This window comes from Paenibacillus herberti (assembly GCF_002233675.1).
Classification (GTDB): domain Bacteria; phylum Bacillota; class Bacilli; order Paenibacillales; family Paenibacillaceae; genus Paenibacillus_O; species Paenibacillus_O herberti.
This window is the reverse complement of sequence record NZ_NMUQ01000003.1, coordinates 523,300-538,670: the sequence shown is the minus strand read 5'-3', so window position 1 is coordinate 538,670 and position 15,371 is coordinate 523,300. Positions and strand designations below refer to the sequence as shown.

Here is a 15,371-nt window from a genome sequence, read left to right as displayed (position 1 = left end):
TTCGACTACTTGATTCGGACTTTTCAGCTCGCGGCACGCCTTTCAAGTAGCTTTGACTACTTGATTCGGACTTTTCAGCTCGCGGCACGCCTTTCAAGTAGCTTCGACTACTTGCTTCGGGCTTTTCGGTCCGCGGCACCGCCTTTCAAGTAGTTTCGACTACTTGCTTCGGCCTTTTCAGCTCGCGGCACGCTTTTCAAGTAGCTTCGACTACTTGATTCGGACTTTTCAGCTCGCGGTACGCCTTTCAAGTAGCTTCGACTACTTGATTCGGCCTTTTCGGCCCAAGGCACGCCTTTCAAGTAGCTTTGACTACTTGATTCGGACTTTTCAGCTCGCGGCACGCCTTTCAAGTAGCTTTGACTACTTGATTCGGACTTTTCAGCTCGCGGTACGCCTTTCAAGTAGCTTCGACTACTTGATTCGGACTTTTCAGCTCGCGGCACGCTTTTCAAGTAGCTTCGACTACTTGATTCGGGCTTTTCGGCCCAAGGTACGCCTTTCAAGTAGCTTCGACTACTTGATTCGGACTTTTCAGCTCGCGGCACCGCCTTTCAAGTAGCTTCGACTACTTGCTTTGGGCTTTTCGGTCCGCGGCACCGCCTTTCAAGTAGTTTCGACTACTTGATTCGGACTTTTCAGCTCGCGGCACGCCTTTCAAGTAGCTTCGACTACTTGATTCAGCCATCAAGCCCGCGGCACCGCCTTTCAAGTAGCTTCGACTACTTGATTCAGCCATCAAGCTCGCGGTACGCCTTTCAAGTAGCTTCGACTACTTGATTCGGGCTTTTCGGCCCGCGGCACGCCTTTCAAGTAGCTTCGACTACTTGCTTCAGCCATCAAGTCCGCGGCACCGCCTTTCAAGTAGCTTCGACTACTTGCTTCAGCCCATCGAGCCCGCGGAACGCTTTTCAAGTAGTTTCAATTACATACCTACTCTCGTTCAGGAGGAATCCAATATGAATTTTGAAGCTATCTACCACCGACCACGCGGCAACTGGGCCTACGCCTATGATACAAAAACGCTCCACATACGCCTAAGGAGCAAAAAAGACGATCTCACCGAAGTCATCCTGATCCATGGAGACAAATACGCCTGGGAGCGTACCGTGTCCAAAACCGTCATGCGCAAGCTCCCATCCGACGAGCTCTTCGACTACTGGCAAGCTGAGGCTCAGCCCTCCATGCGCCGCATGAAGTATGCCTTCGAGCTTCGTTCCGAGTATGGGATCCTCTTTTATGAAGAAAAGGGCTTCCGTGAAGATGAGCCTATCGACCCGCACAAGATGTTTGACTTCCCTTACCTCAGTCCAATTGATGTACTTACTCCTCCAGACTGGGTCAAAGAGGCCGTATTCTACCAGATCTTCCCGGAGCGCTTCGCCAACGGCGACCCGTCCAATGATCCGGAGGGGACCGAACCTTGGGGCGGAGAACCTACTCCAAGCAACTTTTTCGGCGGCGACTTGCAGGGGATCATCGACCACTTAGACCATCTGCAGGAGCTCGGCGTGAATGCGATTTACTTCAATCCATTGTTCCAGGCAACGACGAATCATAAGTACGATACGCTTGATTATAAAAAGGTAGATGCGCATTTCGGTGATAACAAGCTGTTTAAGCAACTTGTCGATGCCTGCCATGAACGCGGAATTAAGGTCATGCTGGACGCGGTATTCAACCACAGCGGTAAGGAATTTGAACCTTTCAAAGACGTGCAGAAAAACGGAAAGGATTCCAAATACGCGGACTGGTTTCGAGTGATGGAATGGCCGATAGGATTGAAGGATGGACTTCCAACCTATGAGACGTTCGCGTTCGAGCCGCGTATGCCAAAGCTGAATACGGAGCATCCCGAGGTTAAGGAGTATCTGCTTGATGTTGCGCGATATTGGATCGAAGAGACCGGGATCGATGGCTGGAGGCTTGATGTCGCCAACGAGGTGGACATGCAGTTCTGGCGGGAATTCCGTAATACGGTCAAATCGGCCAATCCGGACGTTTATATTCTCGGAGAACTCTTTCACGATTCGCTGCCTTGGCTGGGCGGCGACCAGTTCGACGCGGTAATGAACTATCCATTTACCGATTTGGTCGTGGATTTTGCCGGAAAGGGCATCATTGACGCAAGCCGTTTTGCTGGTAAAATTGCCGAACTACTGGCGAGCTATCCGGACCAGGCCAATGAAGTGGCCTTTAACCTGCTCGGCAGCCATGACACGGAGCGCCTACTGACGCTGTGCGGCGGCAGCAAAGAGCGAATGAAGCTCGCTACGCTGCTCCAATTCGTATTCCCGGGCGCACCTTGCGTCTACTACGGGGATGAAATCGGGCTGGACGGCGATCGGGATCCGGGCTGTCGCAAATGCATGGAATGGGACCAGGACAAGCAGGATCGCGAGCTATTCCGGCATTTTCAAGGGCTGATCAAGATCCGCAAGGAACATCGTGCACTGCGCAGCGGCACGCTGAACTTCCTCCACGCGAACGAAGGAGAAAGCTTGCTCGTTCTGGAACGCAGCGATGAGATGGACCATTACCTGATCGCGGTTAATCCAAGTGATACAGCGGCAAGCATTGTGCTGGGCGTGACTCATTCGAACTGGCAAGAGATGCTCAGCGGGGCAGAGCTTAAAGCTGCGGGCGGCAAGCTTTCTTTGGAGCTCGAGCCATTCGGTTATGCCTTACTGCGGGCGAATTAGGACTTCAACTCTCTGACCAAGATTGTAAGAAGCCCGCTGGGGCAAGGCTAATACAGCCAAAGGCTAGGAAGTCAAAGGCTAGGAAGTCAAAGGCAGAGACGTTCAATAATCATAAACAATCCTTCTTGAGGCGGACCCCATCCGCCTCTTTTTTATTTCAATGATGATTTTAGGAGGATTCCTTGCATTTCCCACCTCGCCCGGCTTACAATTTTCTTAGCATTCACCCTGGCCTCAAGGCCTACCATTCGCTCAAGCAGAGGACTGTAACCGATGAATGTAACCATTATTGATGTGGCCAAAAAGGCCGGAGTATCCCCTTCTACCGTGTCGCGTGTCATTTCTGGAAGCACACGCATTAGCGCGGCAACGACAAAAAAGGTTAAAATCGTTATGGAAGATCTCGGCTATCATCCTAATCTTATGGCCAAAAATCTCGTTTCTCGAACGACAATGACGATCGGGCTGTTGCTTCCGAGAAATGCGGATGAGGCTTTCCTCGATATCTTCTTCTCTGAAGTGACACGGGGCATTCTGAGCAAAGCGACACGTGCCGGATATGATCTGCTGCTCAAAACAGGCAAATCAGAGCAAGAGGAGCTGGAAGCGGTTACGAGACTTGTCAAAGGAAGGCGCGTCGACGGCATTATTTTGTTACAATCACGCCTCGACGATACGGTCATCCGCTACCTGCAGCAGGAATCGTTCCCGTTCGTGTTAATTGGACGCGATCGGGAACGGCCCGATATTCTAACCGTAGACAACGATAATGTGCAAGCAGCATATGATGTCACACGCCATCTATTGGAGCTAGGCCATCGTCGTATCGGATATGCGAGCGGACCGCTCGAACTCGTCGTTTCCGCCGACCGTCATGAGGGCTATCGCAGAGCGCTTGAAGAGGCTGGCATTGAACCTCAGCCCGGCTGGTTCGTGAGTACAGAGCTGGTGCGTGCGGACAGCACAAGCGCTGTTCGAGCACTGATGGACCGACCAGATAGGCCGACCGCACTCGTTGTTATGGATGATCTTTTGGCGTTCAGCCTCCTCAATTCTCTGTCGGAGCTTGGCTATTCTGTGCCGGAAGATATGGCTGTGTTCGGCTTCAACGACAACCCTATGTCACCAGTCAGTTCTCCACCCATTAGCTCCGTTGATATCGGCGTATATCATCTTGGTCTGGAGGCGGCGGGACTGCTGCTGCGCTCGGTTAAAGGAGAGCAGCCGGAGCAGCGGCGCGTCATCGTGCCGCATCGCCTGATCCCGCGCGAATCGTCACAGCCAATTAAAGTTACATAATGAGATAGTTCTGCCTTTGTGCTACAATACATAGATCTGTCCTCAGGGGCAGATCTTATTCTTTTGAGCAGACACATCCCCGGCCCCACGCTTCTAGTGCTCCCAGGAAATCAACCGTGTCACCCGCTCCACTGGAGGTTAGTACGGATTATGATTCGCCACGAACCCGCGTTACGCGGAAAAATGCTCTTATTTCTCTCGATTCTCGGTCCTATCGTTGTAACCCAGGTCAGTTATACGGCCATGAGTGTAATAGACACCATGATGTCCGGCCGCGCTGGCACATTCGACTTGGCAGGTGTCGCCGTCGGCTCCAGCCTGTTTATGCCGATTATGACAGGTATGAATGCCATACTATTCGCTGTTACGCCAATTATCGGCCAGATGATCGGACGCGGCGAAAAAGACGGTATTTCCCGCCCGGTAGTGCAGGCGCTTTATCTATCGCTGCTCTTCTCCATTATCGTTCTTCTCGGAGGCTGGCTCAGTCTCGAGCCCATCTTAGGTCTGATGGGACTAGAACCAGAAGTCCAGCACATCGCCAAACATTTCCTAGGTGGTTTAGCCATCGGCGTGATCCCTTTGTTCGGCAGCTATGTGCTGCGGTATTTCTGGGAAGCGCAGGGTTATACACGAATGACCATGATGATGATGTTAACTGCCATTCCGTTGAATGCGTTGCTTAATTACGGCCTTATTTTCGGCGAGCTGGGCATGCCGCGTCTTGGCGGGATCGGCTCCGGGTATGCGACCGGCATCACTTATTGGTTTATTTTTATAGTCAGCATCTGGCTGACATTCCGCACGGAGGCGCTGCGCGTTCACCGGCTGTTCCGGCGTTGGTACAAACCATCCTGGAAAAGCTGGAAAGAGCTGCTCGGCATCGGTGTTCCGATGGGCTTGTCGACCTTTTTTGAAGCGAGTATTTTCGCGGTGGTCACCCTGTTCATGGGAGGTATGTTCAGTACAAATACGATTGCTGCCCACCAAGCGACTTTGAGCTTCTCCTCGCTACTGTTCATGGTGCCGCTCAGCATTAGCATGGCATTGACAATCCTCGTCTCCTACGAGGCAGGTTCAGGACGCTTCCAACACGCTCGTTTGTATGCCAAAATGGGCGTCACCATGGCCGTTGGCCTGATGGTTACGGCGGCCGCCGTACTCTATTTCTTCCGGCCGGTCATCGCCGCCATGTACACTGGTGATCCTGAGGTCGCCGTGCTTATGGTCACTTTCCTGATATTTGCGCTTTTGTTCCAGTTGTCCGACGCCTCCCAGGCAGCGCTCCAGGGAGCGCTTCGCGGCTACAAAGATGTGAAGATTCCGTTCATCGTCGCCTTCGTCTCTTACTGGGTCATTGGCATGCCGCTCGGTTATGCGCTCGCCGCCTGGACAGATCTCGGCCCTTACGGGTTCTGGGTCGGCATCACAGCCGGATTGACCTTTGCTACACTCGGCTTCGGTATCCGACTGCGCATCGTTCAGCGTTCTCCGCAGCGAGTCGGGAAATCGGCATAAAGCGGGAGGCATAGGGTCGAAGGTACAGGGCTGTTGGTACAAGGCCGGTGGCATAGGGCCGAATCTGGCCTCTAAGGCAACACCGCCGCATATATTCCGACCGCTTCTGCGGGCGGGTTCCGGCCGCTCTTGCAGGCGGGTTCCGGCCGCTTCGCTCCTCCCGCTCTCACTTGCCGGGCCCTCCCATTACACTGGGAAGGGCCCGGTTTTATTTTGCCATAGAAGTCCCGTCAGGCAGCGCCAAATATCATTAAAAGTTAGGGAGATATACCACTTCACCTAGATGACAGCGGTAAGTTTCAATCGTGCATGAATGTGGTGATCTGGTGTGGTGATGGTGATGTGGTGTGAAGATGTGATGTGATTTGAGGTACTCTAAGTTTCACTAGTGCATGCCCTCTCCTCAATACGTAACGGACCTGAGAGACGCTATTGAGTGAATTTCACGGAAAAACCCTCATTTTGATCCAAATAACGCTTCTCAGGTCCGTTAGAACATCCATGGGCGAGTTGGTCTGTTCGCTAGTACATAAATTGACGAAAAACGACTCTGGCTACCGTACATGAGCTAGTTATCATCGTCTAACATGTTAGAGAACAAGCAGAAGCGGCCGGGCATCTCCAAGAAAAAGGAAAAGCCCGCAGACCTCAAAAGGTCTGCGGGCTGAGCGATCCATTTCAATTGTGGTTACTTTTGATTTTCAATCGAATAAGTCCGGCTTGCGAAAAATGACTAAGGTTAGTCGCTTCTAAGCTGCTTCTAAGCTGCTTCTAAGTCGCTCCTAAGTCGCTTATAAAGCCGCTTCTAAGCCGCCTATAAAGTTGCTACAAACTCTCCTACAAACTCCCAGTACGGTTCTTCAGTGGAACCCTCGTTCCGAGGTCCGACTCCTGCCCTCTAGCAAATGTGTTCAGGGAGAAGTGATTCATATGCGCGCATAGAATGGCTGGGCCTTCTGTAATCTCCTTGTCGAGGGCCTCGGATGTCGAGATCGCAATCTCTTCGGCATCTACTTGGACGATGCGGAATGCAGGCACATCCAGGCAAGCCGCCATCTGTACGAATGTCCAGTTATCTTTGACCACGATTGATTCGTTATGTGTATGCCCATTGAAATAAACGCCGACACCTTCCTTGCGGTTCAACGCCCGCCACATATTGATGTCCGGATCAATCGAGCCCATAACCTCCTCGGAACCGACCGTCGTCTCGTAGACAGGATGATGAGCGAACACGAGTAGCGGCTTGCTGCCAGAGGCAACCACAGTCTCCTCCAGCCAGGCGAGCTGCTCCTCATCAAAGAAGCCGCCCCAGTTGAGTAAATCCTGATCGCGCGCCGTATCCAGGAAAGCGAGCATCAGCTCATCTGTCTCAATGCGATGATAGCGCAGCTGTCCTGTTTGCGCCAGCACGTCAGCACGTGACTGAACGTTGAGATCATGGTTGCCGAGTACTTGTATAAACCGGCGTTTCCAACGGCCGATCAGCTCATAAATCTCAGCCAGCTCGCTTTTTGATCCTAAGTTGGTCAGATCTCCGAGGGAAATATGATAGTCGGCCTCCTGCTCCAGAAATCGTTCGATCAGCTTACTGTAGTAGGCAGTATGCACCTGCTCTAATTCAGACATTGACTCATCAAGCGAACTATAATGCAAGTCTCCCATGACAATCAGCTTCATGTTGATCTTCCTCCTTGGCGGCTAGATTGGATATTCAACCCAGATTATACCTGAGAAAGTGCTGGTTTCGTTAACGAAATTTATTGTGGTTTTCGACGATCCTTACTCACGAATCCATACTTCCAAACGAAGTAATTCAGTATGGCAAGAGTAGCTGCATAAACCCATACCCAGGTCACACCAGCTAGAAAATTAATAACAAGATGTACACCTACTATTAGAGCCAAAATGAACATCAACAGAAATACATAGCCGTTGCCAGTCCCTGAGTTCCCCGTAGGGTAAGGCTTCGAAAAGGGCAGCGAACGTGGAAAGACTCGGTAGCCAATTACCGTAAAGATCATTAAAGCAAACGTGATCGCCGCCAGATGCGGCAAAAAACCAAAATTGAATACGATCAGAAACACAATCGCCATCACACTGTAAAGAGGCAAGAACAGCTTCAACAGCGCCGCTGTCACTGCTGCACGATGTAATTTATCCTCTTGCAGGCCCGGTGCCGTGTGATAAACCCAGGCCGCTTTGTACCGACTCGAAAAGGGAAGCATCGCGAGTAACACCGGTACACATAATCCACCTCCATACAGTGCTAGGCCGAAAACCGGGCTCAGCCCGCTCAGTCGAAAGCCCTCACTTTGCAAAGCAGGTATCAGAGAAAAAATTGGGAGCACGCCGGAAAATACAAGGCCAGGGTATACTTTCAACTTGAATTCCCGTTCCCTGCTAAAAATTGTTCCTGCAAACTGCACAAGTCCGCGTTCCAGCGGATCATGCAGCAACCTATCTGCGAGCCAAACATGAAAGGGCCGCCGTTGTGCCGCGGTCAGCGAAGCCATGCCGCCACGCTTAAGCTTGCGCCCGTATCGTACGGGCCGCTTGCTCTCCCCATCCTTCTGAGCGAGCTTCTGCACTTGACGCTCGAATGCCGGCAGCATCCGAATATAGATAAACAACGCCAAGAGAGGTACGATCAGCGCGAGAAAAGCAATGCCGTATAGGCCGCCGCTTTCCCGCCCCTTCAGCAGCTCGAACGGAGCTGCAAACCAGACCGGAGGCACGAGCGCCCACCACCAGCGCGTCTGGAACGACTGTTCCAAGAGGCTGAAATCGATCAAACGGATGGCAACCTGATACCCAACGGCCATAACAGTCGCCAGCACGATTTGGACATAGTTGATCATGTCCTTCAGCTTTTCTCCATCCCAGAAACGGAGCACGAGATAATAAGCGCCTGCCGTCATCGAGACAAGCAACGCGGTCATAAGCCAGATTTCCACCAAATAAATCAAGAAACCTAGCGGACCGTGTACGAATAATACCGCAATCAGCGGCAACAAGGTCAGCGTCGATACGATCCAGAACAAATAGATGGCGATATGCAGCAGCTTTGCGAGTCCTCTCGTACCGGACGGGACCGGCTTTGAACCTAGTATCGCTAGATCCCGTGTATCCAACATCACCGCAGAGAAATCCGACATTAACAGCGCGGAGAGCAAAAATATTTGCACGGAAAATACCAGGCTCATCCCAAACAGCGGTGTTCCCGGCGTAATCACAAGCAGAGGCAAAGTAAACACACTGACGAGAGCATACACCCACAGGGAGGAGAAAAAGGCATTACGATCTGGATTCTCCTCCACCTTATTCCTGCCCCCAAACGTACTTAAAAGCCCTGATGGCCGCCTGCGATCCATCGTCAGCTTGGCCTGCAGAATGATGCGCAGCGCCGGATAGTCGTATCCCGAGCGGGTCAGCATGCCGCTAAAGCGGTCGAGCAAACGCAGCGCAGCAAAATTTCTCATTAGTTATACGCCTCCTGGACCGTCTCGCAGAACCGATCGGCGATTGCCTCATGCTCCGTAAATCCCGTTAACTGATTGAATATTTGCTCCAGACTGCCCTCTGCCCCACGCGCTTTCAGCTCCGCAAAGCTGCCATCCGCCGCTACTTGGCCTTCATGGAGTAAAATGATACGGCTGCTAATCTTCTCAACGACATCCATAATATGCGAGGAATAAAAAATAGCTTTTCCCTGAGCGGCAAGCCGGGCGAAAATCTCTTTCACAACAGCAACGCTACCAGCGTCGAGGCCGCTCAGCGGCTCGTCCAGGAACAGTACATCTGGGTTATGCAGCACACTTGCGGTCAGCATTACCTTTTGGCGCATCCCTTTGGAAAATGAATCGATTCTCCGGTCGAACACCTCTTCCATACCAAATATCCGCATCAGCTTGGCCGCCTTGTACTCTGCGTCATCCTGCTTCAGCCCATACAACTGCCCGCTGAACGACAAATACTCCCGAGCGGTCAGCATATCGTAAATCTCGGCCGTCTCCGGCACGTAGCCGATTCGGTTTTTATACGCTTGTGAGCCATTCGATATGTCCTGGCCAAGCACCTCGATGAGACCGGAATAACCGTGCTCCAGTCCCAGCATAAGTCTTTGGGTTGTGCTCTTACCCGCTCCGTTGGGACCGATATAACCGATAATTTGGCCGGGGTAAACCTCCAGATCAATCCCTTTTAACACAAGCTTGGTGCCATAATTTTTACGTAAATCGTGAAGCCGGATAACAGGCTTTTGAGCGTCACCCTGAGGTTGATTGGATCGGGGCTCCGGCCGCTTCTGATGCGGAATATACGAATTGCTATCAAGGGAAGAAAAAGTCGGGTTCAATCCATACATCCACCTTTCATTTCTTTAATTGGTTCATTATACCAGTCTATCAAAAGTTGCTAGGAAGCAAAAGAGCCTGCACATAGAGCCGACTTTAGCTCCAGGGACAGGCTGCTGTAATGGGGATTCTATTACTTCAGCTGAATTAATATTTGATTGGCACGGATACGCCGCAGCACGCGATAACCGCTCGCAGAAGCAGTTGCAATGCCCTCTCCATTGGGCAAGCAATAACCGTTCGGAATGCAGCTGCCGTCATCGCGCGCACGGAGCTTGCCGACCAGACCAACCGGCACCCATTCCGGACGCAGCCTGCGCGGGATATAAGCTCTTGCAGGGTCCCAGTCGGGATTCATTATCGGCTGCTTGACGGTATGCGCGGCGACGATAATATTCCCTTCCGAATCGCTCTTCTCCGGGATTAAAATCGATTCGTACCGCACCTTTCCCCACTCATCTTTCAAGTATGCCTCCGCCCATCTAAGCTCCGCCGAATCTCCCGTCATGGTCGGCCTGGCGCTAACAACGCCTACTATATAATCATCTGGCGAGACAGCATGTTTTATCCGATCGCCTTCCAGCGTGACAAAAAAGCCCGGCTCAATGGGAGCTCCATCAACGGTTTCGTACATTTCGGCGTAATCGGCGCCGCCGGAAGTGTACGTTCCGTCAATCGCCATATTTCCGGTTGCGCCCTCCAGATAAGCGGCCAGACCGAGCATCGCAATGTTAAGGCCGTTGGCTACATGCCAGGAATAAGGAAACATCGAGACCCCGAATCGGCCCATAATATGCGCTCCTGCCAGATTGGCGGTTGTTCTCAAGCCTTCCGCATGGCTGAAATCTCCGCTTGCGGTTGTTTCGCTTCCTTCCGCATGGGCGCTATTTCCGCTGGCGGTCGTAGAATTCCCCTCTGCATGTGAGGAACTCCCCGAAGCGACTGTAAAGCGGCCCTCTGCGTGTGAGTTGGCGGCGCTCGCTGTAGTAAAAAATCCTTCCGCGTGGGAACTATCATTAGAGGCGATTGATTGCGAGCCTTCCGCATGCGAGTTAGTGCCCGAAGCGGTCGTCAGTATCCCCTCCGCATGTGAATTATTGCCGGAAGCCGTTGTCAGCGATCCCTCCGCATGTGCAACGAGCCCTGATGCAACGGTTTGAAGACCTTCCGCATGCGAGCTATTCCCGCTTGCCCGCGTGCTGGAGCCTTCCGCATGTGCACTGATGCCCGATGCGGTGCTGCTGCTGCCCTCCGCATGCGAGTTACTGCCCTGGGCAGACGTTGACGCACCTTCCGCATGTGAATTGCTTCCTATAGACTGCGCATTAAAGCCTTCGGCATGTGAATTGCTTCCTACAGACTGCACATTAAGGCCTTCGGCATGCGAATTCGTCCCGATAGCAGTGACGCCGCTGCCTTCCGCATGCGAGTTGCTTCCTTGAGCCTTTGTGGTCGATCCTTCCGCATGGGAACTGAAACCAAATGCAACGCTGTTGCTACCCTCGGAATGCGAGTTAGCGCCCTCGGCAGACGTTGACGAACCTTCTGCATGTGAATTGATTCCTAAGGACTGCGCACTAAAGCCTTCCGCATGCGAATTCATCCCGATTGCAGAGGCGCCGTTGCCTTCCGCATGTGAGCTCATCCCGATAGCAGAGGCGCCGTTGCCTTCCGCATGCGAATTCATCCCGATTGCAGAGGTGCCGTTGCCTTCAACATGGGAATTCAACCCGAAAGCAAAGGTCCCATTGCCTTCCGCATGCGAGTTACTTCCTTGAGCCTTTGTGGCCAATCCTTCTGCATGGGAGCAGACGCCGGAAGCAATCGTATTCTCACCTTCAGCATGAGCAGAGTTTCCACTAGCTACCGTTAAAAGCCCTTCCGCATGCGAGGCGGGACCGGAAGCCGTAGTCGTTGATCCTTCCGCATGGGCAGCATCCGCCGACGCAACGCTTAAAAATCCTTCCGCATGCGAAGCTGAGCCGCTCGTTCTCGTACCTGAGCCTTCCGCGTGCGAGCTGTCCGCTGCCGCCTCGGTCTTGAACCCCTCTGCGTGAGATGCCGCTCCGATAGCAATTGTATTGCTCCCTTCCGCATGAGATTCCGTTCCTTCGGCGATCGTGAAGGTTCCTTCTGCATGCGCGGAACCGCCGCTAGCTGCGGTAAAACTTCCTTCTGCATGTGCTGCATCTGCAGTTGCAGCCGTATTACTTCCTTCTGCATGCGCAGCATCTGCGGTTGCAGCTGTAAAGAACCCTTCCGCATGCGAGGCGGCTCCTTCTGTAATCGTATTTGAGCCTTCCGCGTGGGAGGTGTCAGCAATCGCTCTCGTCAGGTAGCCCTCGGCATGAGAAGCCGACCCCGCTGCTTCTGTTCCGCTTCCTTCCGCATGGGAAGCGAAGCCGGAAGCGATCGTGTTCGTTCCCTCGGCTTCCGAGCATACCCCGCTTGCAATCCGGTTGCATCCGCAATCCATGTGCACTCTTCCTTCCAGTCCTCATTCTCCAAGCTATGTACAGAGTATGCAGTATTTTGTGAGAAGGAATGGGTACCTCCCCACAGTCTGGATAGTTCCTCTACTCGATGGAAATACTTGCATCAACAACCTTTTCTCTTGGGTAAAAACCATCGCGAGCTTAATAAATACTCCTTAATAAAGGCGGCGTACAAATATGGAACCCGACTACAGCTGGAAAAACGCCGAGCCCGGATTAGCAACCCATCTATCTCTTGATCCCGATGCCGGAAAATTGCTGGAACAAATCAAGCTGGACCTTGGCGGAAGTCAGGATCTGGTCATACGCCGATTCGAGCAGGAGTCTAACTCCCCAGTGGCAGCCCTTCTCTATATAGATGGTATATCTGACGAAAACACGATCAATCGCTATATTTCCGAAGTGCTGCAATTTTCACGGGATCAAACTTCAGACGACGATTCAAAGCGGGTTTCACTTAAGCTTAACGCACTAGAGCTGCTCCAGCGTGTAGGTTCGGTGGTTCCCATTATCGACATAGACTCCTTGTATAAAAGCCTTCTGTCCGGCGGAACAATTCTTATCCTGGATGGAAGCGAGTCCGCCTACGGCGCAGACAATCGGGAATGGAAAGGACGCGAAGTTTCCGAATCGTCAAACCAAACTTCCATCCGTGGGCCGCGGGAGAGCTTCACGGAAACACTGAGAGTGAATACCGCCCTGATCCGCCGTAAAATCAAGGACCCCAGGCTGTGGATGGAAACGATGACGATCGGCCGCATGACCAAGACCGAGGTAACACTGGTCTACATCCAAGGACTAGCCAAGCCTTCCATTGTAGATCAAGCTCGTTCCAGGCTGCAGGCAATCGACATCGACGGAGTTTTGGACAGCGGATACCTAGAGGAGCTCATCGAGGACAATCGGACTTCGTTGTTCCCAACGATGAAAAACACAGAACTGCCGGACAGCGTTGCAGGCGAGCTACTGGAAGGAAAAATCGCCATTTTAGTGGATGGAACTCCGGATGTGCTAATTGCGCCTGCCCCATTCTTCTCCTTCATGCAGTCCGCAGAGGATTATTACCAGTATGCGTTCTATTCCAGTCTGTTGCGTCTGCTGCGCCTACTGGGCATGTTCATCGCTCTCCTGTTTCCATCGATCTATATCGCGATTACAACGTTCCACCGAGATATGCTGCCGTTTACACTACTTTTCAGCTTAGCGGCACAGCGGGAGGGCGTTCCTTTCCCAGCTTTTGTGGAAGCTCTTGCGATGGAGATCACATTTGAAATTCTTCGCGAAGCAGGTCTGCGAATGCCAAGGCCAATCGGCCAAGCAGTATCCGTCGTGGGAACGCTCGTCATTGGACAGGCGGCGGTCGAAGCCGGGTTCGTCTCTGCCGCTATGGTCATCGTTGTATCCGTTACGGCGATCGCTACGTTCACGCTTCCCTCCTACAGTATATCGATCCCGATACGGATTCTGCGATTCGCCTTCATGGCGACAGCCGCTTCGTTCGGACTGTATGGAATTATTCTGTTGTCGCTTATGCTTTTGCTGCATCTCAGTTCGCTTAATACATTTGGGGAGCCCTATATGTCTCCTCTGGCTCCAATCCGGAAGCGGGGAGTCGAAGAAGATTTCCTCACTCGGCTCCCGAGATGGCTCTCCTTCCGCCAACCTCGTTCCTCTCAGCGAAAAGGATCAGTCAGAATCAGATACCGAAAAGAAGGAGAGTAATCCGATGCTCCGCAAAACTGCACTTGTGCTTGCCTGTCTGTTAATGCTGAGTGGCTGCTGGAGCCGCCGCGAGCTGAATGACCTGCTGATCGTGTTAGGAATCGGCATCGACTGGGCGGATGGCGAATATCTCGTCTCTTATCAGGTCGTAAATCCGAATGAAATATCCAACAAAAGCAGCACCAACTCCCGCGCTCCCGGAACTCTCTTCCAGGGAAGAGGCAACACTGTGTTCGAGGCTGCACGCTCCTTGACCGCAAGATCTCCTCGCCTCATGTATCTCGGTCACTTACAGATGCTCGTGGTCAGTGAGGAAGTAGCGCGCCGAGGCATCAGCGGAGCTGTGGACAATCCTCTGCGCGACCATGAAGTCCGCATGGACTACAACGTCGTATTGGCACGCGGTGCAAGAGCCGAGGATCTTCTGAAGCTCTATACTCCGCTTGAGAAGCTGCCGACTTACAGCATGCAGCAGTCTCTTAAAGTGTCGGAGAAAGCATGGGCGCCAACCGTGGCGATCAATATGGACAGAATGCTGAACATGCTCGAGAGCGATGGGCAGCAGTTGGTTCTTACCGGCATTGAAATTGTCGGTGATCGTGAGAAAGCGGACAAGCGCAGCAATCTGGATGGCTTCGAGCCAGCCTCGTTTTATCGATATCGGGGCATCGGAGCGTTCAAGGGAAATCGACTGATTGGATGGCTTAACGAAAAGGAGAGCAAGGGCTATTCCGACCTCACCGATATCCTCGGAAGCACCTCAATCGAGGTTCCCTGCGAGAATGGCCATTATACCGGCGTTGAGGTTACTTCCTCCAATACGCAGATCACACCGGAAATGAAGAACGGCAATATAACCTTCCTTGTAAAAATTCATTCTAGTGGCGATGTAGTGGAGAACTCTTGTAAGTCCCTCAATCTGATCGATCCGGCAACATTCCCTATGCTGGAAGAAAAGACCGCTTCCGTCATTAAGGACAATGCGATGGCTGTCGTGAAATGGTCCAGGTCCCATCAAACGGATATATTGGGATTCGGCAGCTTGCTGGAGAAAAAGTATCCCGCCTATTGGAAGAAGGCCAAAGAGGAGTGGGAGCAAGGAGGCTTTCTTGATTCTCAAATCAAATACACGATCGAGATGAAAATCAACACGACAGGGACAATCGGAAATTCTGTCTCACCAAAAATGAACTAGAGGAGAGTGACCGTATTGTACGCGATTCTTATAAGTGCGGCCTGGCTCACGGCTGCAGCCGTGATGGACGTTCCGGGAATGGTCA

Annotated in this window: 12 protein-coding genes; 6 read left to right on the top strand and 6 right to left on the bottom strand. The window is 52.4% G+C overall.

All coding sequences use genetic code 11. The annotated features are described in order from the left end of the window. The first annotated feature begins 163 nt into the window (after positions 1-163). Positions 164-562 (top strand): hypothetical protein, encoded by a 399-nt coding sequence (locus tag CGZ75_RS24855; RefSeq protein WP_141136863.1) that lies wholly within the window; start codon positions 164-166, stop codon positions 560-562. Positions 563-568: 6 nt separating this feature from the next. On the opposite strand, the gene CGZ75_RS25460 is transcribed toward CGZ75_RS24855, so the two are convergent. Continuing rightward, positions 569-742, bottom strand: coding sequence for a hypothetical protein (locus tag CGZ75_RS25460; protein ID WP_176444960.1), 174 nt, complete (start codon positions 740-742; stop codon positions 569-571). Next, a complete protein-coding gene (locus tag CGZ75_RS25455; protein ID WP_176444959.1) occupies positions 739-915 on the bottom strand; it encodes a hypothetical protein in 177 nt (58 codons plus the stop codon). The genes CGZ75_RS25460 and CGZ75_RS25455 overlap by 4 nt, the downstream gene beginning before the upstream one ends. Positions 916-959: 44 nt before the next feature. On the opposite strand from CGZ75_RS25455, the gene CGZ75_RS21865 reads away from it, so the two are divergent. From CGZ75_RS21865 to CGZ75_RS21855, 3 genes are all read left to right on the top strand, one after another. Further along, a complete protein-coding gene (locus tag CGZ75_RS21865) occupies positions 960-2,702 on the top strand; it encodes an alpha-glycosidase (RefSeq protein ID WP_089526375.1) in 1,743 nt (580 codons plus the stop codon). A gap of 273 nt (positions 2,703-2,975) precedes the next feature. Next, the gene (locus CGZ75_RS21860) at positions 2,976-4,001 is read left to right on the top strand and encodes a LacI family DNA-binding transcriptional regulator (protein ID WP_089526374.1); all 1,026 of its coding nucleotides are present in this window, start codon (positions 2,976-2,978) and stop codon (positions 3,999-4,001) included. A gap of 150 nt (positions 4,002-4,151) precedes the next feature. Beyond that, positions 4,152-5,519 (top strand): MATE family efflux transporter, encoded by a 1,368-nt coding sequence (locus tag CGZ75_RS21855; RefSeq protein WP_089526373.1) that lies wholly within the window; start codon positions 4,152-4,154, stop codon positions 5,517-5,519. A gap of 837 nt (positions 5,520-6,356) precedes the next feature. Here the strand turns inward: CGZ75_RS21855 and CGZ75_RS21850 are convergent. The 4 genes from CGZ75_RS21850 to CGZ75_RS21835 form a co-directional block, all read right to left on the bottom strand. Then, positions 6,357-7,199, bottom strand: coding sequence for a metallophosphoesterase family protein (locus CGZ75_RS21850; protein ID WP_089526372.1), 843 nt, complete (start codon positions 7,197-7,199; stop codon positions 6,357-6,359). An 80-nt stretch (positions 7,200-7,279) separates the two neighbouring features. Then, entirely contained in the window at positions 7,280-9,001 is a 1,722-nt protein-coding gene (locus CGZ75_RS21845) for a hypothetical protein (RefSeq protein ID WP_089526371.1), read from the bottom strand. Beyond that, on the bottom strand, positions 9,001-9,771 hold the full coding sequence (locus CGZ75_RS21840; protein WP_245851071.1) for an ABC transporter ATP-binding protein: 771 nt from the start codon (positions 9,769-9,771) through the stop codon (positions 9,001-9,003). The genes CGZ75_RS21845 and CGZ75_RS21840 overlap by 1 nt, the downstream gene beginning before the upstream one ends. A gap of 236 nt (positions 9,772-10,007) precedes the next feature. Continuing rightward, entirely contained in the window at positions 10,008-12,350 is a 2,343-nt protein-coding gene (locus CGZ75_RS21835; protein WP_089526369.1) for a peptidase G2 autoproteolytic cleavage domain-containing protein, read from the bottom strand. 196 nt (positions 12,351-12,546) lie between these two features. Between CGZ75_RS21835 and CGZ75_RS21830 the strand changes: the two genes are divergently transcribed. Both CGZ75_RS21830 and CGZ75_RS21825 read left to right on the top strand, forming a co-directional pair. Then, positions 12,547-14,091: a spore germination protein gene (locus CGZ75_RS21830; protein ID WP_089526368.1), complete on the top strand. Its 1,545-nt coding sequence runs from the start codon at positions 12,547-12,549 to the stop codon at positions 14,089-14,091. 4 nt (positions 14,092-14,095) lie between these two features. Beyond that, complete coding sequence (locus CGZ75_RS21825; RefSeq protein WP_089526367.1) at positions 14,096-15,286, top strand: Ger(x)C family spore germination protein; 1,191 nt, start codon at positions 14,096-14,098, stop codon at positions 15,284-15,286. Positions 15,287-15,371: the final 85 nt, after the last annotated feature.